Annotated in this window: 18 protein-coding genes and 1 pseudogene; 10 read left to right on the top strand and 9 right to left on the bottom strand. The window is 72.7% G+C overall.

The features are described from left to right. Nucleotides 1–2 precede the first annotated feature (2 nt). The 7 genes from cysC (at nucleotide 3) to ACIP67_RS19535 (ending at nucleotide 6,647) form a co-directional block, all read left to right on the top strand. Entirely contained in the window at nucleotides 3–563 is a 561-nt protein-coding gene (gene cysC / locus ACIP67_RS19565) for an adenylyl-sulfate kinase (RefSeq protein ID WP_401693284.1), read from the top strand. Continuing rightward, on the top strand, nucleotides 560–1,504 hold the full coding sequence (gene cysD, locus ACIP67_RS19560; RefSeq protein ID WP_401693141.1) for a sulfate adenylyltransferase subunit CysD: 945 nt from the start codon (nucleotides 560–562) through the stop codon (nucleotides 1,502–1,504). The genes cysC and cysD overlap by 4 nt, the downstream gene beginning before the upstream one ends. Nucleotides 1,505–1,506: 2 nt before the next feature. Then, a complete protein-coding gene (locus ACIP67_RS19555; RefSeq protein ID WP_401693139.1) occupies nucleotides 1,507–2,841 on the top strand; it encodes a sulfate adenylyltransferase subunit 1 in 1,335 nt (444 codons plus the stop codon). Nucleotides 2,842–3,071: 230 nt separating this feature from the next. Beyond that, nucleotides 3,072–4,178: an aliphatic sulfonate ABC transporter substrate-binding protein gene (locus tag ACIP67_RS19550; RefSeq protein WP_401693137.1), complete on the top strand. Its 1,107-nt coding sequence runs from the start codon at nucleotides 3,072–3,074 to the stop codon at nucleotides 4,176–4,178. An 11-nt stretch (nucleotides 4,179–4,189) separates the two neighbouring features. Beyond that, on the top strand, nucleotides 4,190–4,999 hold the full coding sequence (locus ACIP67_RS19545; protein WP_401693136.1) for an ABC transporter ATP-binding protein: 810 nt from the start codon (nucleotides 4,190–4,192) through the stop codon (nucleotides 4,997–4,999). Beyond that, nucleotides 4,986–5,900, top strand: a complete 915-nt coding sequence (locus ACIP67_RS19540) for an ABC transporter permease (protein ID WP_401693134.1) — start codon at nucleotides 4,986–4,988, stop codon at nucleotides 5,898–5,900. The genes ACIP67_RS19545 and ACIP67_RS19540 overlap by 14 nt, the downstream gene beginning before the upstream one ends. Nucleotides 5,901–5,906: 6 nt before the next feature. Beyond that, nucleotides 5,907–6,647, top strand: a complete 741-nt coding sequence (locus ACIP67_RS19535) for a sirohydrochlorin chelatase (protein WP_401693132.1) — start codon at nucleotides 5,907–5,909, stop codon at nucleotides 6,645–6,647. A gap of 558 nt (nucleotides 6,648–7,205) precedes the next feature. On the opposite strand, the gene ACIP67_RS19530 is transcribed toward ACIP67_RS19535, so the two are convergent. The 3 genes from ACIP67_RS19530 to ACIP67_RS19520 all read right to left on the bottom strand — a co-directional run bounded on the left by ACIP67_RS19530 (nucleotide 7,206) and on the right by ACIP67_RS19520 (nucleotide 9,795). Continuing rightward, the gene (locus ACIP67_RS19530) at nucleotides 7,206–7,754 is read right to left on the bottom strand and encodes a DUF1697 domain-containing protein (protein WP_401693130.1); all 549 of its coding nucleotides are present in this window, start codon (nucleotides 7,752–7,754) and stop codon (nucleotides 7,206–7,208) included. A 210-nt stretch (nucleotides 7,755–7,964) separates the two neighbouring features. Beyond that, entirely contained in the window at nucleotides 7,965–9,134 is a 1,170-nt protein-coding gene (locus ACIP67_RS19525) for a sensor histidine kinase (protein WP_401693128.1), read from the bottom strand. Nucleotides 9,135–9,138: 4 nt separating this feature from the next. Beyond that, nucleotides 9,139–9,795, bottom strand: a complete 657-nt coding sequence (locus tag ACIP67_RS19520; RefSeq protein WP_401693127.1) for a response regulator transcription factor — start codon at nucleotides 9,793–9,795, stop codon at nucleotides 9,139–9,141. Nucleotides 9,796–9,915: 120 nt separating this feature from the next. On the opposite strand from ACIP67_RS19520, the gene ACIP67_RS19515 reads away from it, so the two are divergent. Both ACIP67_RS19515 and ACIP67_RS19510 read left to right on the top strand, forming a co-directional pair. Then, nucleotides 9,916–11,115, top strand: a complete 1,200-nt coding sequence (locus ACIP67_RS19515) for a serine hydrolase domain-containing protein (RefSeq protein WP_401693126.1) — start codon at nucleotides 9,916–9,918, stop codon at nucleotides 11,113–11,115. Nucleotides 11,116–11,584: 469 nt separating this feature from the next. Then, entirely contained in the window at nucleotides 11,585–13,861 is a 2,277-nt protein-coding gene (locus ACIP67_RS19510; RefSeq protein WP_401693124.1) for an MMPL family transporter, read from the top strand. A 128-nt stretch (nucleotides 13,862–13,989) separates the two neighbouring features. Here ACIP67_RS19510 and mgt read toward each other — a convergent pair. The 4 genes and pseudogenes from mgt to ACIP67_RS19490 all read right to left on the bottom strand — a co-directional run bounded on the left by mgt (nucleotide 13,990) and on the right by ACIP67_RS19490 (nucleotide 18,390). Beyond that, nucleotides 13,990–15,223, bottom strand: a pseudogene (mgt, locus tag ACIP67_RS19505) (macrolide-inactivating glycosyltransferase). 121 nt (nucleotides 15,224–15,344) lie between these two features. Further along, complete coding sequence (locus ACIP67_RS19500) at nucleotides 15,345–16,622, bottom strand: ABC transporter substrate-binding protein (RefSeq protein WP_401693123.1); 1,278 nt, start codon at nucleotides 16,620–16,622, stop codon at nucleotides 15,345–15,347. After that, complete coding sequence (locus ACIP67_RS19495; RefSeq protein WP_401693122.1) at nucleotides 16,622–17,455, bottom strand: carbohydrate ABC transporter permease; 834 nt, start codon at nucleotides 17,453–17,455, stop codon at nucleotides 16,622–16,624. Before ACIP67_RS19495 ends, ACIP67_RS19500 begins: the two co-directional genes overlap by 1 nt. Continuing rightward, on the bottom strand, nucleotides 17,452–18,390 hold the full coding sequence (locus ACIP67_RS19490; RefSeq protein ID WP_401693120.1) for a carbohydrate ABC transporter permease: 939 nt from the start codon (nucleotides 18,388–18,390) through the stop codon (nucleotides 17,452–17,454). Before ACIP67_RS19490 ends, ACIP67_RS19495 begins: the two co-directional genes overlap by 4 nt. A gap of 217 nt (nucleotides 18,391–18,607) precedes the next feature. On the opposite strand from ACIP67_RS19490, the gene ACIP67_RS19485 reads away from it, so the two are divergent. Further along, nucleotides 18,608–19,477 carry a phosphotransferase enzyme family protein gene (locus ACIP67_RS19485; protein WP_401693119.1) on the top strand — a complete coding sequence of 290 codons (870 nt, stop codon included), beginning with the start codon at nucleotides 18,608–18,610 and terminating at the stop codon, nucleotides 19,475–19,477. A gap of 84 nt (nucleotides 19,478–19,561) precedes the next feature. On the opposite strand, the gene ACIP67_RS19480 is transcribed toward ACIP67_RS19485, so the two are convergent. Next, nucleotides 19,562–20,284, bottom strand: coding sequence for a 3'-5' exonuclease (locus ACIP67_RS19480; protein ID WP_401693118.1), 723 nt, complete (start codon nucleotides 20,282–20,284; stop codon nucleotides 19,562–19,564). Nucleotides 20,285–20,408: 124 nt separating this feature from the next. After that, complete coding sequence (locus tag ACIP67_RS19475; RefSeq protein WP_401693117.1) at nucleotides 20,409–21,647, bottom strand: SAV2148 family HEPN domain-containing protein; 1,239 nt, start codon at nucleotides 21,645–21,647, stop codon at nucleotides 20,409–20,411. Nucleotides 21,648–21,733 lie beyond the last annotated feature (86 nt).

Genomic DNA, 21,733 nt, shown 5'->3' with positions numbered 1-21,733 from the left:
CGATCACTGCGACCCAGGAGAATCACGTGACGACCGGAGCCACCGTCTGGCTCACGGGTCTGCCGAGTGCCGGCAAGACCACCATCGCGTACGAGCTGGCCGGCCGGCTGCGCGAGGAAGGCCACCTCGTCGAGGTGCTCGACGGCGACGAGATCCGCGAGTTCATCTCGGCGGGCCTCGGCTTCAGCCGCGAGGACCGGCACACCAACGTGCAGCGCATCGGCTTCCTCGCCGATCTGCTCGCCCGCAACGGCGTCAAGGCGCTGGTGCCGGTGATCGCGCCGTACGCCGACAGCCGTGACGCGGTCCGCAAGCGGCACGAGGCGAGCGGCACGGCCTACGTGGAGGTGCACGTGGCGACGCCGGTCGAGGTGTGCAGCGAGCGTGACGTCAAGGGCCTGTACGCCAAGCAGGCGGCGGGCGAGCTGTCCGGCCTCACCGGCGTCGACGACCCGTACGAGGTGCCCGCGTCACCGGATCTGCGGATCGAGTCGCAGAACCAGACCGTGCAGGAGTCCGCGGCGTCGGTCCACGCGCTGCTCAGCGAGAGGGGACTGGTGTGACCGCCGTCACCAAGACCAAGGGGGGCGAAGAGGGCACCGACAGCCCGTACGCCCTCAGCCACCTCGACTCGCTGGAGTCGGAGGCGGTGCACATCTTCCGCGAGGTGGCGGGCGAGTTCGAGAACCCGGTGATCCTGTTCTCCGGCGGCAAGGACTCGATCGTCATGCTGCACCTGGCGCTCAAGGCGTTCACGCCGGCGCCGGTGCCGTTCTCGCTGCTGCACGTGGACACCGGGCACAACTTCCCGGAGGTCATCGAGTACCGCGACCGCACGGTCGACCGGCACAACCTGCGGCTGCACGTCGCCTCGGTGCAGGACTACATCGACCGGGGTGTGCTGAAGGAGCGGGCGGACGGCACCCGCAACCCGTTGCAGACCCTGCCGCTGACGGAGAAGATCCAGTCGGAGAAGTTCGACGCGGTCTTCGGCGGCGGTCGCCGCGACGAGGAGAAGGCCCGCGCCAAGGAGCGGGTGTTCTCCCTGCGGGACGAGTTCTCCCAGTGGGACCCCCGCCGTCAGCGCCCCGAGCTGTGGAACCTGTACAACGGGCGTCACGCCCCCGGCGAGCACGTCCGCGTGTTCCCGCTGTCCAACTGGACGGAGCTGGACGTCTGGCAGTACATCGCCCGCGAGGAGATCGAGCTGCCCCAGATCTACTTCGCGCACGAGCGTGAGGTGTTCGCGCGCGGCGGCATGTGGCTGACCGGCGGCGAGTGGGGCGGCCCCAAGGACGGCGAGACCGTCGAGAAGCGGCTCGTCCGCTACCGGACCGTCGGCGACATGTCCTGCACGGGCGCCGTCGACTCCGACGCGGTGACGCTGGAGCAGGTCATCGCCGAGATCGCCGCGTCGCGGCTGACGGAGCGCGGCGCCACCCGCGCCGACGACAAGCTCTCCGAGGCCGCGATGGAAGACCGTAAGCGCGAGGGGTACTTCTAAGCATGAGCACGACCACGACCGAGGAACTCTCGGCCACGACCCTGCTGCGGTTCGCCACCGCCGGCTCCGTCGACGACGGCAAGTCCACCCTCGTCGGCCGGCTGCTGCACGACTCCAAGTCGATCCTCACGGACCAGCTGGAGGCCGTGGAGCGCGCCTCGGCGAGCCGTGGCGCGGAGGGCCCGGACCTCGCGCTGCTCACGGACGGCCTGCGCGCCGAGCGCGAGCAGGGCATCACCATCGACGTCGCGTACCGCTACTTCGCGACCCCGCGCCGCCGGTTCATCCTCGCCGACACGCCCGGCCACGTGCAGTACACCCGCAACATGGTCACCGGTGCCTCCACGGCCGAGCTGACGGTGATCCTGGTCGACGCGCGCAACGGCGTCGTCGAGCAGACCCGTCGGCACGCGGCGATCGCGGCCCTGCTGCGCGTCCCGCACGTCGTGCTCGCCGTGAACAAGATGGACCTGGTCGAGTACCGGGAGTCCGTGTTCGCCGCGATCGCCGAGGAGTTCACGGCGTACGCGACCGAGCTGGGCGTCCCGGAGGTCACCGCGATCCCGATCTCGGCGCTCGCCGGGGACAACGTGGTGGAGCCCTCCGCCCACATGGACTGGTACGGCGGCCCGACCGTCCTGGAGCACCTGGAGACCGTCCCGGTCAGCCACGACCTGGCGCACTGCCACGCGCGGCTGCCCGTGCAGTACGTGATCCGGCCGCAGACCGCCGAGCACCCGGACTACCGGGGCTACGCGGGCCAGATCGCCGCCGGCACGTTCCGGGTGGGCGAGCAGGTCACCGTCCTGCCGTCCGGGAGGACGACGACGGTCGCCGGGATCGACCTGCTCGGCGAGTCCGTCGACGTGGCGTGGACGACGCAGTCGGTGACGCTGCTGCTCGCGGACGACATCGACGTCTCGCGCGGCGACCTGATCGTGCCGAGCAAGGACGCGCCGGCCACCACGCAGGACGTCGAGGCCACCGTGTGCCACGTCGCCGACCAGCCGCTGACCGTCGGGCACCGGGTGCTGCTCAAGCACGGCACCCGCACGGTCAAGGCGATCGTCAAGGACATCCCGTCCCGCCTCACGCTCGACGACCTCTCCCTGCACCCGCACCCGGGGCAGCTCGTCGCCAACGACATCGGCCGGGTGAAGATCCGCACCGCGGAGCCGCTGCCGGTGGACTCCTACGCCGACTCGCGCCGCACGGGCTCGTTCATCCTGATCGACCCCAGCGACGGCACCACGCTCACGGCGGGCATGGTCGGCGAGTCGTTCGCGGCCCCCGAGCCCGTCAAGGACGAGGCCGAGGACGACGGGTGGGACTTCTGAGATGACCACCGACCACCGCGCGACCTGCCCGAAGGGGGGCGGCCTCGTCGGCAGCGGCCCGCTCCGCGTCGGGCCGGGCGCGGTGGCGCGAGGTGCCCGGTGAGGTCCGCGCCGAGTCGGCGCGCCCTCACCCGCCGAGCACCGTCCCGGACGAGACGAACAGATTTGCCGAACTCCCGGCCACGACCCGCAACACCGTGACCGCCGGGCCAACGAGAGGAACACCTCCCGTGCCTGCCACACCCAGCCTCCGCCGCGCCTTCGCGGTGATGGCCGTCCTCCCCCTGCTGGCCCTCGCCGCCTGCGGCTACGGGTCGAAGGCCCAGGACGCGTCGTCCGCCCAGCAGATCGCCGCCGGGGCGGAGAAGATCGACGGACTCGACTCCGTGAAGATCGGCTACTTCGGCAACCTGACCCACGGAACCGCGCTCGTCGGGGTGAACAAGGGCTACTTCCAGAAGGCCCTGGGTGCCACCAAGGCCACGTACCAGGTGTTCAACGCGGGGCCGTCCGAGATCGAGGCCCTCAACTCCGGCTCCATCGACATCGGCTGGATCGGCCCCTCCCCCGCCATCAACGGCTACACCAAGTCCTCGGGCAAGAACCTCCGCATCATCGGCGGCTCGGCCTCCGGCGGCGTCAAGCTCGTCGTCGACCCGGACAAGATCAAGTCCGTGAAGGACGTCAAGGGCAAGAAGATCGCCACCCCCCAGCTCGGCAACACCCAGGACGTCGCCTTCCTCAACTGGATCGCGGAGCAGGGCTGGAAGGTCGACGCCGAGAGCGGCAAGGGCGACGTCTCCGTCGTCCGCACCGACAACAAGATCACCCCCGACGCCTACAGGTCCGGCTCCATCGACGGCGCCTGGGTGCCCGAGCCCACCGCCTCCAAGCTGGTCGCCGAGGGCGCCGAGGTGCTCCTCGACGAAGCGGACCTGTGGCCCGACAAGAAGTTCGTGATCACGAACATCATCGTGTCGCAGACCTTCCTCGAGGAGCACCCGAAGGCCGTCGAGGCCGTGCTGAAGGCGTCCGTCGAGGCCAACGCGTACATCGGCGCCCACCCCGACGAGGCGAAGACCGCCGCCAACGCGCAGTTGGAGTCGGACTCCGGCGCGGCACTGCCCGCGGACGTCCTGGACCCGGCGTGGGAGTCCATCCGGTTCACCGACGACCCGCTCGCCTCCACCCTCAAGACGGAGGCGGAGCACGCGGTGCAGGCCGGTCTGCTGGAGGACCCGGAGCTGGACGGCATCTACGACCTCACCCTCCTGAACAAGGTCCTCGCGGCCGAGGGCGAGAGCACCGCCGACGACGCCGGCCTCGGCGCCGAGTAGACCCCAGTCGCATGAGTTCCCAGGAGGTGACCACCATGGCCACGACCCTCGTCAAGGCGGACAGCGCCGAGTCGGTGGGGTACGCCGCCCGCATCGAGCACGTCTCGAAGTCCTTCGCCGGGCCCGCGGGGCAGCAACTCGTCCTGGACGACATCAGCCTCGATGTCGCGCCGGGCGAGTTCGTCACCCTGCTGGGTGCCTCCGGCTGCGGCAAGTCCACCCTGCTGAACCTGGTGGCCGGGCTCGACAGGCCCACCGCCGGCAGCATCAGCACCGACGGGCGTCCCGCTCTGATGTTCCAGGAGCACGCCCTGTTCCCGTGGCTGACCGCGGGCAAGAACATCGAGCTCGCCCTGAAGCTGGGCGGGGTCGCGAAGAACGAACGGCGCGACCGGGCCGAGGAACTGCTCGAACTGGTCCGTCTGAAGGGCTCGTACGGCAAACGGGTGCACGAGCTGTCCGGCGGTATGCGCCAGCGTGTCGCGATGGCGCGCGCCCTCGCGCAGGACGCCCGGCTGCTGCTGATGGACGAGCCGTTCGCGGCCCTCGACGCCATCACCCGGGACGTGCTGCACGACGAACTGACCCGCATCTGGTCGGAGACCGGACTGTCGGTCCTGTTCGTCACGCACAACGTGCGGGAGGCGGTACGGCTCGCCCAGCGCGTCATCCTGCTCTCCTCCCGGCCCGGCCGGGTGGCCCGCGAGTGGACGGTCGGCCTTCCGCAGCCCCGTCGCATCGAGGACGCCCCCGTGGCCGAACTGTCCCTGGAGATCACAGAAGTCCTGCGTGGGGAGATCCGCCGTCATGGCCAGCACTGACACGAAGACGACGGACGGGCGTACCGGGAGCGCCGACGACGACCGGCAGACCGCCTCGGTCGAGGCGGGCCTGGACGCCCTGGAGACCGGTGTCACCGGCCGTACGTCCTTCCGTCAGACCTTCGTCGGCAAGATCCTGCCGCCGATCGTCGCCGTCGCGGTGGTCCTGGTGGTCTGGCAGGCCCTGGTCTCCTTCAAGATCGTCGACGATCCGACCAAGCTGCCCTCGCCCGCCGACGTCGGCGGCGAGTTCCGCGACGCCTGGCTGGAAGGCAGGTTCTTCGGGTACATCTGGACCAGCGTCTCGCGCGGTCTGCTGGGCTTCCTGCTGGCGCTCGCCATCGGCACCCCGCTGGGTCTGCTGGTGGCCCGCGTGAAGTTCGTGCGCGCGGCCATCGGGCCGATCCTGTCCGGGCTCCAGTCGCTGCCGTCGGTGGCCTGGGTGCCGCCGGCCGTCATCTGGCTGGGCCTGAACAACTCGATGATGTACGCGGTGATCCTGCTCGGCGCGGTCCCGTCCATCGCCAACGGCCTGGTCTCCGGCATCGACCAGGTGCCGCCGCTGTTCCTGCGGGCGGGCCGCACGATGGGCGCGACCGGGCTGAAGGGGGCCTGGCACATCGTCCTGCCGGCCGCGCTCCCCGGCTACCTGGGCGGTCTGAAACAGGGCTGGGCCTTCTCCTGGCGTTCGCTGATGGCGGCGGAGATCATCGCCTCCTCCCCCGACCTGGGCATCGGCCTGGGCGCGCTGCTGGAGAACGGCCGCAACGCCAGCTCCATGTCGATGGTCTTCGAGGCGATCATCCTGATCCTGTTCGTCGGTATCGCGATCGACCTGCTGATCTTCAGTCCGCTGGAGCGGCGGGTGCTGCGCGGCCGGGGTCTGCTGGTGAAGGGCTGACATCGCATGCGCAGAGAGCCGGTCCTCCTCGTCATCGCCCACGGCAGCCGCGATCCGCGGCACGCGGCGACCGTCCACGCCCTGGTGCGCCGGGTGCGGTCGCTGCGGCCCGGGCTGCGCGTGGAGACCGGCTTCCTGGACTTCGCCGTCCCGTCCGTGCAGGGGGTGCTGGAGTCCCTGGCGGCGGAGGGCGTCCGTGACGTGGTGGCGCTGCCGCTGCTGCTGACGCGCGCCTTCCACGCGAAGGCGGACATCCCGGCGGTCCTGCGGGACGCGCCGCCGCAGCTGCGGATCCGCCAGGCGGAGGTCCTCGGACCGTCGCCGCTGCTGCTGTCCGCGCTGGAACGGCGGCTGTACGAGGCGGGGCTGTCGCCCGCCGACAGGTCCTCCACCGGGGTCGTGCTGGCCTCGGCGGGGTCCACCGACCCGGAGGCGATCGCGGTGATCGCCGATATCGCGCGGGAGTGGTGGCACACCGGTTGGTGCGCCGTGCGGCCCGCGTTCGCCTCCGCCTCCCTGCCACGCACCGAGGACGCGGTGCGCGAGCTGCGGGAGCTGGGCTGCTCGACGGTGGCGGTCGCCCCCTACGTCCTGGCCCCCGGCTTCCTGCCGGACCGTATCGCGCGGGGCGCGGCCGGAGCGGACGTCCTCGCCGAGGTGCTGGGCCCGGCGCCCGAGGTGGCGCGAGTGCTGCTGGAGCGCTACGACGCGGCGCGGGTGCCACGGCTGACGGCCATCGGCGCGTAGGCCTACCGGGCCCGGGGGCTGCTGCCCCCGCCGGTCACCACCGCCTTACCCCGTCGACGGTGTCCGCCGTCCGTTTCCGGAGGCCGCTTCCCACAGCCGGCTCCCGCCGTCCGTTCCCACAGCCGGCTCCCGCCGTCCGTCCCCACCGTCCATTCCCACAGCCGGCTCCCGCCGTCCGTCCCCACCGTCCATTCCCACGGCCGGCTCCCGCTGTCCGTGCCCGCCGTCCGTGCCCACCGTCCGTTCCCACAGCCGGCTCCCGCCGTCCGTGCCCGCCGCCTGCTCCCACAGCCGGCTCCCGCCGTCCGTGCCCGCCGCCTGCTCCGCCTCGCCCCCGTACGCGATCCCGGCGGTCCGCAGCACGGTCTCGCCCTCGGCCCGCACCCTCCGGTACGGCGCGACGGGCTCCTCGCCGTCGACCGGGCCGCCGACCGCCCCGGCCCCCGATGACGACGTAGCGCACAAGGCGAGCCTCGCGCAGTCGGGCCGGCGACCCGTCACAAGGTTGTGGGGGAGCGGGAAAGGCGTGCCGGAAGGGGCTCCGCCCCGCGGCGGGGGTCATTCCCCGGTCATCTCCACCAGCTTGACCACGGTGTTCCAGTTGCGGGTGGTGGCGATCAGATCCTTGTTCACACGGCGCTTGGAGAGGTGTTCGGCGAGCTTCGAGCGGCCCAGGCCGTCGGGGGCGTACAGGTACAGGGCGCGGTCGCCGAGGCGGAACTCCTCGGGCAGGAAGGCGGCCCGGTCGATGCCGGTGAAGCGGTCGGGCCCTACGGGGCCGGAGAAATAGGTGACGTGGAGCTGTCTGGCCTCCAGGTCGGCGGCCGGGAACGGGCAGGCCTCGGCGACGGCCTTCAGATAGGCGTGGTCGCGGACGAGCACGTCGACGCCGAACCCGAACCGTGTCTCGATCGCGCCCGCGATCTCCGCGGCGAGGGTGTCCTCGTCGCCGCGGTCGGCGCGGAACACGGCCTGGCCGCTCTGCAGATGGGTGCGGACGGCGCCGAGTCCGAGGCCCTCCAGGAGGGTGCGCAGGTCGGCCATCGGGACCTTCCGCGCCCCGCCCACGTTGATGCCGCGCAGCAGCGCCGCGTATGTCGTCGTCATCCGGCCACCCTAGAAGGCTCTTGACGATCGTGCCGCGGGGCTGTCCGGCGACCGGCACCGGCCGGATTCCGCGAAGGCGCCTCGCCGCGGGCGTGCCGGGCGTGTCCGGGCGTCAGGGCCACCGCGCGTCGAGGGCGATGACGTCCCCGGTGAGCCGGATCCGCGCGGTACGGGCGGCAGGTGACGCGGACCGCGCGGACCTCGCCGCGATCACCGGGCGGACCCCGCTGCCGTACGCGGCCGGCCCTCCTCGAAACGGACCAGGACGTCCAGTCCGCCGTCGGGGTTGGCGGTCGCGGTGATCTCGCCGTGGTGGGCGAGCACCACGGCCCGGACGATGGACAGGCCGAGCCCGGCGCCGCCGTCGGAGGGCGACGGGCCGCAGTCGCCGCGGACGAAGGGGTGCAGCAGCCGGTCCACCCGCTCCGTGGGAACGATCCGGCCGGTGTTGACCACGCGCAGGAACCCGCCGTCCGCCGTGCGGCCCGTGGACACGGTGATCCGGCCGCCCGGACGGTTGTGCCGGACGGCGTTGCCGATCAGGTTGGCCGTCATCCGCTCCAGCAGCACGGGGTCGCCGCGCATCGGCGCGGGGCGCAGATCGCGGTGCGCCGTGAGGCCCTGCGCGCTCAGCGCGGCGGCGGCCAGTGCGCCGGCGGTGACCGCGGCGAGGTCCACCGGGCGGGACTCGCCCGTGCCCGCCTGGCTGTGGGCCAGCGCGAACAGTCCGTCCAGGGTGCGGCGGCTGCGGTCGACCGCGTCCCGCACGTCCTCGGCCATGGCCAGCAGCTCTTCCCGGCTCGGTGCGCCGTCCAGGGTCACGTCGATCGCCGTACGCATGGTGGTGAGCGGGGTGCGCAGTTCGTGCGCGGCGTTGGCGGTGAACAGCCGTTGGCTCTCCAGCGCCCGGTCACGTTCGGCGACGCCGCGCTGGATCCGGTCCAGCATGTCGTTGACCGTCTCGGCCAGAGCCGCGAGTTCGTCGCGCGCCGGGCTCACCGGCATCCGGTCGGACAGGTTCTCCGCGGACAGCCGCCGGGCGGTGGCGGAGATCGTGCGGATCGGCCGGAGCACCCGGCCGGCCACCAGCCAGCCGAGCAGCCCGGCCAGGAGGGCGACCGCGGCCAGGGCGATCCATCCCTGGCGCACCAGAGCGGCCAGGGTGTCGTCGCGCACCTGGCGTGCCAGCTCCGACGGATCCGGCGGCGGGAGGGGATCGCCGGTGCCGGTTTCGGTGTAGCGGACGACGACGGTGCGCGCGGTCAGGCTCCGGCGCGTCAGCAGGTAGGTGAACGAGCTGAGCAGCATGCCCGTGGTCAGCACCAACGCGGTGTGGAGCAGGGTGAGCCGGCTGCGCGCGGTCAGGCGGACGGGCCTCACCGCGTCACGTCCGGAGCCGGTAGCCGGCGCCGGTCACGGTCTCGATCAGCGGGGGGTCGCCGAGCTTGCGGCGCAACGTGCCGACGGTGATCCGGACCGCGTTGGTGAACGGATCGGCGTGCTCGTCCCACACCTTCTCCAGCAGGGTCTCCGCGCTGACCACGGCGCCGTCGGCGGACAGGAGCTGCGTGAGCACGCCGAACTCCTTGGGCGCCAGGGACAGCAGCCGTCCCGAGCGTTCGGCGGTGAACCGCGCGGGATCGAGGGTCACGTCGGCGGCCCGCAGCACCGGCGGCCGGGCGGGGGCGCTGCGCCGGGCCAACGCGTGTACCCGGGCCACCAGTTCGGAGAACGCGAACGGTTTGCCGAGGTAGTCGTCGGCGCCGAGGAGGAGCCCGTCGACCCTGTCCTCGACCGCGCCGAAGGCGGTCAGCATCAGGATGCGCGCGGTCCCCCGGCCCGCCAGCCGCCGGCACACGGTGTCGCCGTGCACCACCGGCAGATTGCGGTCCAGCACCACGACGTCGTACGCGTGCAGCTCGCTCTTCTCCAGTGCCGCCCCGCCGTCCGGCGCGAGGTCGACGGCGAAGCCGTGCTTGCGCAGCCCGGTCGCGATGTATCCGGCCAGAGGCTGTTCGTCCTCCACCAAGAGCACCCTCATGGGCGCCGATTATCCCCACCGTGACCTATGGATCACGTATGGGCGGGCGAACGGTCGCCCTTACGCGCGGCCCGGTAGACCTGCCGGTGATCACCTCCCGACGGCGAAAGGCAATCCCCCATGGCGACTCGTTCCTCACGGCGTGCGGTACTGGGCCTGCTCGGCGCGGCGTCGGCCGGCGGGCTCGTGGCCGGCACCGCCGTCCCGGCAGTGGCGGACGACAACTCCGGGCCGGTGCCCGAGGGTCTCCTGCCCGGCGGCGAACTCGACCGGTACGTGGCGGACAAGGCGGCGGCGGACGAGTTCTCCGGTTCGATGCTGCTGACCCGCAGGGGCCGGACCGTGCTGGCCCGCTCCTACGGCATGGCCGACCGGCAGCGCTCCGTCGCGAACGGGCCGGGCACGCTCTTCGCACTGGCGTCGGTGACGAAGCTGTTCACCGCGGTCGCCGTCGCGCAGCTGGCGCAGCAGCGGAAGGTCACCTACGGCGCTTCGCTGGGCAGCTACCTCGACGGCTTCCCGTCATCCGTCGCGGACGGCGTGACCGTGCACCATCTGCTCACCCACACCTCGGGGTTCGGCGACACCCGGGCGTTGCCCGGCTACGAGGCCGCCGAGGCCGGCTGGACCACGCAGGAGCAGACCATGAACGGCATCACGGACCTCATCCGCGAGGCCGAGCCGAGTTTCGCCCCGGGCACGGGCTGGTTCTACAGCAATGCCGGATACCACCTGCTCGGCGCGATCGTGGAAAAGGTGACCGGCATGTCGTACTACGACTACGTGCGGCAGTACGTGTTCACCGCGGCCGGGATGACCGACACGCGCTTCCTCACCAGGCCGGAGTGGCAGGCGGGCCGGAACATCGCGCATCCCTACCACCGTGACGCACAGGGGCAGTGGGCCGACGGGATCACGCAGTTCGGGTACGTCGTCGGCACCCCGGCCGGTGACGCGTTCACCACCTGCGCCGATCTCGATCGCTTCGGGCGTCTGCTGGGGCAGGGGAAACTGCTCGACCCGGACTGGACGGCTCTAACGCTGAGCGGGAAAGTACCGATGGTCCCGGCCGGCACGGCGCCGGCCGACGGCACCGGCGTCCCCGCGCAGGCCCTCTTCCAGTGCTACGGCCCGATGGGGGCGCTCGTCGCCGGCCAGTGGGCGTTCAACCACGGCGGGGGCAACTCCAACGGCATCTCGACCTCGTTCGAGGTGTACCCGGAAACCGGCTGGGGCGTCATGGTGCTGTCCAACTACGCCGGTGACGTGGTCCAGTCGGTCTCGGGGCTCGCACGGGAGCTGATCGCCACCGGCCGGTGACCTCGACCCGCGCACCGCCCGGGTCCGGCAGTCGGCGGCCCTGCGGTGGAGGGGACGTTCGAGGACGCCGTCGGGCGGCCGTCGCGCCTCGTGGGGGTGGGCGCGACGGCCGTGGGCCCGGTCCGGCGGAACGGACGGGGCGCGCTGGACTCCGGCCGATCGACGGCTCGTCGATCACCCCCTGCCGACGGCTGTGAGGTGTTCGACGAGGTCGCGTCATGACGAAGGGGACAGCTGCCGGACGGAGCGGACAGCCGCGCCGCTCCCCTGATCACCACCCCCGAGACCGCCGGCATAGATGTAAGGGCCCGCCTCCTCCCGTGCGGTGAGGCGCCGGGGTCCGAGGGGAGGAGCCGTGCGGCCGGTACGTCACCGGGCAGCACGACGAGATGGCTTTATGCCGCCCCTACCGTCGAAACGGAAGGTGGCGGCAGGGGGCCGCCACCGCACCTCAAGGGGGCAGCCCGTCATGGGGAACGGAGATTCACGGGTGCGGGGCATCGCCGCGCGGGCCGGCGGCTGGAGCGCCCGGCACCGCTGGGCGGCCGTCGGCATCTGGGTGCTGTTCGTCGTCCTGGCCATGGGGCTCGGGTCGGCGGCGGGCCGGGTCGACGTCGACGACAGTGACCAGCTCAAGGGCGAGACGCACACCGCCGCCCGGATCGTCGAGGACGCCGGGATCGAGGAGCCGGCCGGTGAGACGGTCCTCGTCCAGGCGAAGGACGGCGATCTGAAGGCCACCGACGCCGAGTTCCGCGCGGCCGTCGAGGCGGTCGTCACGGCCGTCGAGGGCACCGGCGAGGCCACCGACGTCACCTCGCCGTACGACACGCGGACGATCTCCGAGGACGGCCGCAGCGCGCTGGTGCAGTTCGACATCAGGGGCGACTCCGCCACCGCGGGCGAGCGGGTGGAGCCGGTGCTGAAGGCCGTGGAGGGCGTGCAGGAGGACCACGCGTCGCTGCGGATCGAGGAGATCGGCGGCGCCAGCATGATGAAGACGTTCGACGACGCCTTCGGGGACGACTTCCAGAAGGCCGAGTACTCCGCGGTGCCGGTGGCCCTCGGCATTCTGCTCATCGCCTTCGGCGCGCTGGTCGCGGCGCTGCTGCCGGTGCTGCTGGCGATCACCGCGATCGTGGCGACGATGGGCCTGATGGGCGTCGTCAGCCACGTCATGCCGATGAGCGACACCGCGAACTCCGTGATGCTGCTGGTGGGCCTGGCCGTCGGCGTCGACTACTGCCTGTTCTACCTGCGCCGGGAACGGGAGGAGCGGGCCGCCGGCCGGGACGCGCAGACCGCGCTGCGGATCGCCGCCGCGACCAGCGGCCGCGCGATCGTCGTCTCCGGTGTGACGGTGTGCGTGGCGATGGCGGGCATGCTGTTCACCGGGCTCGCCGAGTTCGAGGCGATGGGCCTGGCCTCGCTGATGGTCGTGGCCGTGGCGATGGTCGGCTCCGTGACGGTGCTGCCCGCGCTGCTGTCGCTGCTGGGCGAGCGGGTCGAGAAGGGCCGGATCCCCTTCCTGCGGCGCCGCGGCAACAGCGGTAACGGCGGCAACAGCGGTAACGGCGGCAACGGCGGGAGCCGGTTCTGGACGGCCGTCCTGAAGGGCGTGCTCGCCAAGCCGGTCGTCTCCGTGGTCGTCGCGACCGGCGCCCTGCTCGCCGTCGCGGCGCCCGCGCTCGGCATGAAGACCCAGCAACTCACCCTGGACCAGGAGTTCGGCGACTCGCTGCCCATCGTCCAGACGTACAACCGGCTCAACGAGGCGTTCCCCGGCGGCTCCGAGCCGGCCGAGGTCGTCGTGAAGGCGAAGGACATCAACGCACCCGAGGTGAAGGCGGCGCTCGCCGACTTCCGTGAGCGGGCGGTCGATTCGGGCGCCTCGCGCGGGCCCGTCGAGATCAAGCTGCACGACGCGCAGAACGTCGCCTTCGTGTACGTGCCGCTCGTCGGCGGCTCCGACCTGGACAAGGCGGGCGCGAGCCTGGACACGCTGCGGGACGAGGTGCGGCCGGCGACCCTCGGCGAGGTCGACGGCGTCGAGGCGCCGATCACCGGGCAGGTGGCCGGTTCGAAGGACTTCAACGACCAGCTCGCCGGAGCCGTCGTCCCGGTCTTCGCCTTCGTCGTGGTCTTCGCCTTCGGACTGATGCTGCTGTCGTTCCGCTCGCTGACGGTCGCGCTCACCTCGATCGTGCTGAACCTGCTGTCGGTGGGAGCGGCCTACGGCATCCTCGTGGCGGTCTTCCAGCACGGCTGGGGCGCCTCCCTGGTGGGCGCGGAGGGCGTCGGTGCCATCGTCACCTGGCTGCCGCTGTTCCTCTTCGTGATCCTGTTCGGGCTGTCGATGGACTACCACGTGTTCGTGGTCTCCCGGATCCGTGAGGCACGGCTGCGGGGCCGGACGACGAGGGACGCGATCACCCACGGCGTCGTCACCACGGCGGGTGTCGTGACCAGCGCCGCCGTCATCATGGTCGCCGTCTTCGCGATCTTCGGCACGCTGTCCATGCAGTCCATGAAGCAGATGGGCGTGGGTCTCGCGGCGGCGGTCCTGATCGACGCGACGGTGATCCGGGGCGTGCTGCTCCCGGCGGTGATGGCGCTGCTGGGCGAGCGCAACTGGTACCTGCCGAAGTGGCTGCACCGGCTGCCCGACCTCACCCACGACGAGGCGCCGGACGCCGTCGCCGCGCCGGTGACGCACGACGACAAGGGCGAACCCGTACGGGTCTGACGCGCACGGCCTTCCTCCGGCCCGGGGGCCCGTCGACCACAGGGGAGTCGACGGGCCCCCGCGCGTGCGCGCCGCCGTAGCGGTACGCGCCGCTCCACACGTGCGGGTCGCTCCACACGCGCGTGCCGCTAGGGCAGTTCGGCCTCGATGAGGTCGGCCGCCCTGCGCGTGCCGCCCTCCCGCGCCATGCCGGCCTGGATCTCCTTCAGCCGCCGGGCGACCTCGGGGTCGTCGACCAGGGCGAGGGCGAGGGCCCGCAGGGTCTCGGCGCTCGCCTCCCGCGTCGGCAGTTGCCGGGCGACCCCGAGCGCCTGGAGCATGTCCGCGTTCCCGAACTGGTCCGCGGCCTGCGGTACGGCGATCATCGGGGTCGCCGTGGCCAGCCCCTCCTGGCTGCCGCCGGCGCCGGCGTGGGTGACGAACAGGTCGGCCTGCTGGAGGATCGCCCATTGCGGGACCCAGGAGCGCACCTCCACGTGCGCGGGCACGTCGCCCAGTTCGGCCGGGTCGACGTGTCTGCCGACCTGGAGCACCAGGTGCCAGCCGGGCAGGTCCGCGAAGGCCGCCACGCAGGCCCGGTAGAAGTCGGGCTGCTTGGTGAAGGCCGAGCCCAGCGAGACGAGGACGACCCTGGCGGCCCCGTCGGGCCGCGTCCAGGTGCCCTCGGCACCGCGGTCGCCCTGGCAGGCGCCGACGAAGCGGTACACCCGTTCGTCGACCCGGTCGGCGTGGGGCTGGAGCGCCCTGGGGATGAGCACCAGGGAGCGGGCGGGCCGGCCGGCGAAGGAGTCGGGGTGCTCGGTGATCCCGTGCTCCGCCAGCCAGGCGCTGAAGCGGGCGTAGTAGGCCCGGCCGCGTTCGGTCTTCCTCGGCTCGGCCCACATCGGCTCGGCGACCTCCTCCTCGTAGCCCTCCCAGGCGACCATGCTGGGCGAGAGGGAGATCGCGGGCACGCCCCAGCGGTGGGCGAGGACGCGGGCGGGGTAGGAGGCGATGTCGTGCAGGACGAGGTCGGGCTCGTCCCCGGCGTAGGCCTCGGTCAGCTGGGGCAGGGCCTGGATCGCGTCGTCCAGGAAGGGTTCCACGTTGTCGAGGAGGGTGGTCCCCCAGGCCGATGGGTCGGCCTCGGGCGAGGGCAGGGTGGAGTGCCACGGTCTCACCTCGGCGCCGGTCCCGGCGGCCTTGTCGGCGAGGGCGGGCGGGATGGCGTAGGTGACGCGGTGCCCGCGCGCGACGAGTTCCCGGATCACCTCCAGGCTGGGGTTCACATGGCCGTGGGCGGCGATGGAGAACATGGCGATGTGGGCGGGAGCGGTCATGTCGCCGACCGTAAGCGAGACGAGACGTCTCGTGCAATCGAATTCTCGTCCCTCACCCGTTCGCCGGGTGCGGGCCGCCTGCGCGGCACCCGGCACGGGCGCCCCGCACGGCCGGCCGGGACAGGTGGCCCGCGCCACCGCCCCGCGCCGGCGCGGACCACGCCTCAGCGCTGGTAGCGCGCCAGCACCAGGTTCCCGTCCTCCTCCAGTCGTCGCCGCAGCTCGGCCAGGCCGATCGCGCCGCTGTAGTACTCCTGGAAGGCGGGGGTGGCGACCTTGTCCTTCCACTCCGGGTAGCCGCGGACGGACTGGGCGGGTGCCGGGCTCAGATGGCCGGCGAGCGCGGTGCCGGTCGCCCAGTCGTCCTCGGTCGTGCGCAGGGCCGGGTCGGCGAGGGCCCGGGTGCCGGTGGGCAGCATCCAGTCGCCCAGGGCCAGCCGCACCATGTTCGGCGGCTGGAGGAGGAAGTCGACGAACGCGGCGGCCTCCTCCTTGTGCGGGCTGTCCTCGGCGATGGACAGGGTCTGCGGGCTGACGCCCTGGGTGAGCCCGTCGGCGCCGGCCGGGGCGGGCAGCACCTGCCAGTCGAAGCCCTCGGGGGCCTGCTGGACGATCTGCTGGCGGTAGGAGAAGCCCAGCGGGACCATCGCGTACTTGCCGGCGAAGAAGCCGGGCAGGGTGTCGGAGCCGCCGCTGCCGAGCAGCGAGTCCGGGGCGCTGCCGTCCACGCCGACCTGGTCGTGAACGGTGCGCGGCACGACCTCGTCGCCCTCCTCGAAGCGGACCGTGACCTTTCCGTCGGCGCCCCGGTGGAAGAGCCGGCCGCCCGCCGACAGGGAGAGGTTGAGGGTGGCGGAGACGGGGTCCTTCAGCGGCCAGGCCACGCCGTACCGGCCGTCGCCGCCGAGCCGCTCGGTGATCTCCCGGAACTCCGTCCAGCTCCACGGCCGTTCGGGCGTCGGGATGCGCACCCCCGACTCCCTCAGCCAGGTCGCGTTGGCGATGAGGACCCGCGGTTCCTGGAGGAAGGGCACGCCGTAGACGCCGTCCCCGAAGGTCGTCGTCTCCCAACTGCGCGGCGGGATGTCGGCCTCCAGCCGCTTCGACAGCAGGCCGGTGAGGTCGGCGAGGTAGCCGCCGTAGGCGAAGTCCGCGAGGTCGTCGGAGGCGTCGTGGATGACGTCCGGTGCCTCGCCGCCCTCGAAGGAGGTCAGGAGCTGGTCGTGGACGCTGTCCCAGCTTCCCTGGACGTACTCCACCCGGACGTCCGGGTGGGCCGTGTTCCACTCCGCCACCAGCTCCTTGTTGGCCTCGACGGACTCCTCCTGCCAGGCCAGGGACTGGAACCGGAGGGTGACCCGGCCGTCGTCGCCGTCGCCGCCGCCCGCGCAGCCCGCCAGCAGCAGGACCAGGGCCAGGACGCCCGCGGCCGCCGCGCGCATCAGCTCTTCACCGCCCCGGCGAGCATCCCGCCGGTGATCCGCCGCTGGATCACCGCGAAGACGACGAGCGAGGGAAGGGTGGCGAGGAAGGCGGCGGCCGCCAGCGGCCCGAGGTCGGCGACGCCCTCGGCACCGATGAAGTGGGTGAGGACGACCGGCAGGGTCTGCTTCTCCGGCGACTTCAGCAGCACCAGCGCGAAGAAGAACTCGTTCCACGCGGTGACGAAGGCGAACATTGCGGTCGCCGCGATCCCCGGCGCGAGCAGCGGCGCCGTCACCGACACCAGCGTGCGCAGCCGTCCGGCCCCGTCGACGGCGGCCGCCTCCTCCAGTTCGACGGGCACCGCGCGCACGTATCCGACGAGCATCCACAGCGCGAACGGCAGCGCCCACACCACGTACACCATGACCAGCCCCGCCAGGGAGTCGATCAGCCGCAGGTTCTTCAGCACCAGGAACAGCGGGACGATCACCAGCACGAGCGGGAACGCCTGGCTGACCACCACCCAGCCCGTCGCGGCGCGCGCGAGCGGGGTGCGCCGGCGGGCGACGGTGTAGGCCAGAGGGGTGGCGAGCAGCACGGCGATCAGCGCGGCCCCGGCGGCGGCCAGCAGGGAGTTGCCCGCGGCGCGCAGCAGCGGCTGCTCCTCGAAGGCCTGCCGGAAGTTGGCGAGGGTGGGGTCCGCCGGGATCCACGACGGGTGCAGACTGCCCAGCTCCCTGGGCGACTTGAAGGCGGTGGAGACCAGCCACAGGAAGGGGAAGGCCAGGAAGACGAGATAGGCCAGCAGGGCGAGGTACTGGCCGGCCCGGCCCGCGGTGCTCGTCCTCATGACGCGTCACCTCCTCCGAGCCGGCCCACGAGGAACAGGGCGAGCAGCACCGAGATCACCACGACCATCACGCATCCCATCGCCGCCGCGTAGCCGAACTGCCCGTAGCGGAAGGCCTCCTCGTAGGCGAAGAGCATCGGAAGCCGGGTGCGTCCGCCGGGGCCGCCGCTGGTCAGGACGTAGACCAGGGCGAAGGAGTTGACGTTCCAGATGAAGTTCAGGGCCGTGACGGCGAGGGCGACGGGGCGCAGCGCGGGCCAGGTGACCGTGCGGAAGCGGCGCCAGGCGCCCGCGCCGTCGACCGCGGCGGCCTCGTGCAGTTCGCGCGGGGTGTTCTGGAGTCCGGCGAGCAGGGCGACGGTGGTCTGCGGCATGCCCGCCCAGACGCCGACGGCGATCACCGCGGGCAGGGCGGTGGACAGGCCGCTCAGCCAGTCCCGCCCGTCGCCGAGGCCGAGGTCGCGCAGGGTCTCGTTGAGGACACCGGCGTCGGGGCTGTAGACGAGCCGCCACATGATGCCGACGACGACCTCGGGCATCGCCCAGGGGACGATCGCGAGGGCGCGGGCGAGCCAGCGCAGCCGCAGCTCCTGGTCGAGCAGCAGGGCCAGGCCGAGGGCGAGCAGGAACTGCGGGACGGTCACCCCGACCGCCCACACCAGCCCGATGCGGAACGACTCCCAGAACAGCGTGTCGTGCCACAGGTCCCGGAAGTTGAGCGCGCCGATCCACTGCGTGGGCGTGGTCCGGCCCGACTGGGCGTCGGTGAACGCCAGCAGGATCCCGTACAGCAGCGGGCCGGCGCTCAGCACCAGGACCGGGATCAGCGCGGGCAGGACGAGGAACCAGGCGCCGGGTCTCCCGGTGCGCCGGGCCGGCGGGCCGGTGCCGGGCGCGCGGCGCACCGTGCGGCTCTCCTCGGTCGTCGTCGGCACGAAGCGATCCCCCTTCCCGGCGGCTGCGGCGGGCTCCGCCATGGTCGTGAAGGGTCGGTACGCCGTCAAGGGCACCGCACACCGGCCCCACCTGTACGAATGCGAGACTGGCCGTCGGACGGCCGGATTCCGGCGCCGTCCCCGGGGCCGGACACGGCCCCCGCGGCACACGGCACAGCGGTACACGGCACAGCCGTACATGACACGGAGGCGGACGATGGACGAGGCACGCGCGCGGGAGGTACTGGCCGCTGCGGGGGTACTGCCGGGCCCGGCGCGGGACGCGCGGCTCCTCGCCCTGGGCGAGAACGCGGTGTTCGCCGCCGGGGACCTGGTGGTGAAGGTCGGCCGGGACGCCGAACTCCTGGACCGGGCCCGGCGCGAACTGGGCATCGCGGTGTGGCTCGCCGAGGCGGGCGTCCCCGCGGTGCGGGCGGCCGAACCGGAGGCGCTGCTGGTCGAGGGCCATCCGGTGACGGTGTGGCACCGGCTGCCCGACCCGGTACGGCCCGCGGGGCCCCGCGATCTGGCCGGACTGCTGCGGACCGTGCACGCCCTGCCCGCCCCCTCGCCCTCCCTCGCCCTGCCCCCGCGCGATCTGCTGTCCGGTGTGGAGCGCTGGCTGCGGCTGGCGGGGGACGCGATCGACCCGGCGGACGCCGCCTTCCTGCGCCGGCGCCGCGACGGTTTCGCCGCGTCCGCCGCGGCGCTCACCCCGCATCTGCCGCCCGGCCCGATCCACGGTGACGCGCTGCCCCGCAACGTCCACGTCGGCCCGGACGGTCCGGTCCTGGTCGACCTGGAGACCTTCTCCGCCGACCTGCGCGAGCACGATCTGGTCGTGATGGCCCTCTCCCGCGACCGCTACGGGCTGCCCGCCGAGGCCTACGACTCCTTCACCGACGCGTACGGCTGGGATGTCCGGGAGTGGGAGGGCTGCGCGGTCCTGCGCGGGGCCCGGGAGACGGCGAGCTGCGCCTGGGTCGCCCAGCACGCGCCGACCGACCCCGGGGCGCTGGCCGAGTTCGGACGACGGGTGGCGTCGCTGCGGGACGGGGACGCGGCGGTGCGCTGGTACCCCTTCTGAGACGGGCGGTCAGGCCCCTGTCCCCATCGGACGGTCAGCACCCTGTCCCCATCGGACGGTCAGCCCCCCTGTCCCCTCGGGGGTTCAGACCTTTTCGTCCGCGAGTTCCCGCACCGGCCAGGTCCCGTCGACCACCGCCTGGGCGTCGCCCTTGCGGCGCAGGAAGTCCTGGAAGTCCGCCGCCCACTCGGCGTACCACTCGATCTGGCGGCGGTGCAGCTCCGCCGGGCCGAGGGCCGCGATCTTGGGGTGGCGCTCGGCTATCGCGCCGGCGAGCCGGGCTGCGGCGAGGGCGTCGGCCGAGGCGTCGTGCGCCGCGTCGAGGGGGACGCCGTACTCGGCGCAGACCGCTTCGAGGTTGCGCTTGCCGCGACGGTAGCGGTCGGCCCGGCGGTCGACGGTGTACGGGTCGACCACCGGGGCCGGGTCGAGGCCGCCCAGGCGGTCGCGCAGGGACGGCAGCCCGTGCCGCCGCAGTTCGGCGGAGAGCAGGGTCAGGTCGAAGGCGGCGTTGTAGGCGACGACGGGGACGCCGGTCCGCCAGTACGTCACCAGGACGTCCGCGATGGCGTCCGCGACCCGGTCGGCGGGGTCGCCCTCGGCGGCCGCCCGCGCGGTGCTGATCCCGTGGACCGCGACGGCCTCCGCCGGGATCTCCACGCCCGGGTCCGCCAGCCACTCCCGGCGCCCCAGGACCTGTGCGCCCCTCACCTCGATCACGGCCCCCGTGACGATGCGCGCCTCGCGCGGATCCGTTCCGGTCGTCTCCAGGTCGAAGCCGATCAGCAGCTCCCGGTGCCAGGCCATGGTGGCCCCCCTTCTTGGTGGTGCTTCCCCCAGTGGCCTCCACCTTCCCATGCGCCACTGACAATCAGAGGATCTCATTCCGCTTCTCGGGCCGGGCACACCCCTGGACAGGCGGCGGGACGTTTCAGGACACCGGCCGCGAATCCACCCAGGCCAGCTCGAACTCCTCGCGGTAGGCGGCGAAGAGTCCGCCTTCATCGACCTCGTCCGACTTGACCACCCGGTTGCCGTTGCGCAGCACCAGCACCGGCGCCTCCATGCCGCGCATGCGCCGCAGATAGGACTGGACGACCGCGACGCCGTCGGAGCCGTCGCCGTCTACGAGGTAGGCGGTGAAGCGGGGCGTCTCGTCGTAGACCTGGATCTGGAAGGCGCCCGGATCGCGCAGCCGGGAGCGCACCCGGCGCATGTGCAGGATGTTCATCTCCACGGCGCGGCTCAGCTCGCCGCGTTTCATGCCGAGCTCGCGCTCGCGGCGCTTGACCGCGCTGGAGGCCGGGTTGAGGAAGAGCAGCCGCACCCGGGCGCCGGCCTCGGCGAGGCGGACCAGCCGGCGGCCGGAGAAGTTCTGCACGAGCAGGTTGAGCCCGATGCCGATGGCGTCGAGGCGGCGGGCGCCGTCGAAAATGTCCTCTGCGGGGAACCGGCGCAGCAGCCGCACCCGGTCGGAGTGGACGGCGACCACGTCCGCGTACCGGTCGCCCACCAGGTCCTCGACGGCGTCGACGGGCAGCCGGCGCGCGGAGGGTACGTCACCGCCCGTGCCGAGCATCTCCAGCAGGCGCGCGGAGGCGCGTTCGGCCTGGTTCAGCACGGCCTCGGACAGCGCCCGGTTGCGGGAGACGACGTTGCGGGTGACCTCCAGCTCGTCCAGGGCGAGTTCGACGTCCCGGCGGTCGTCGAAGTACGGCTCGAAGCACGGCCAGTGCTGCACCATCAGCTCGCGCAGCTGCGGCAGCGTCAGGAAGGAGATCACGTTGTCGTCGGCCGGGTCGAGCAGGTAGCCCTTGCGCCGGCTGACCTCGCGTACCGCGACCGCGCGCTGCACCCACTCCTGTCCGGCGGGGCCGGCCGCGGCGACCACCCAGTCGTCGCCGTGGACGGGTTCGTAGATGGGCCGCAGCACGGCGGCCACGACGGCGCGCAGCCGCTGTTCGACGAGGTTCAGCCAGATGTAGGCCCGGCCGGCCCGCTGGGCGCGGGTGCGTACCTCGCGCCAGGCGTCGGCGTCCCAGTCCAGCTCCGGCCCGATGGCGCCCTCCATCGGCCGGGCCAGCGACACCGTGCCGGGCGGGACGTCTGTGGAGGAGCCTCCCTCGTGACCCTCGTCACCAGGGGGCAGCTCCAGCCCTCCCGAGCCCACCCAAGCACCGCCTTCCGCTCCCCCGAGCACTCCCCGTCCCAACGATCAAGGAAGGGTACTCCGGGAGCGGTCGGCGGTGCAGCCGG

Source organism: Streptomyces sp. NPDC088812 (assembly GCF_044750285.1).
Taxonomy (GTDB): domain Bacteria; phylum Actinomycetota; class Actinomycetes; order Streptomycetales; family Streptomycetaceae; genus Streptomyces.
This window is presented reverse-complemented; position numbering and strand designations above follow the sequence as displayed.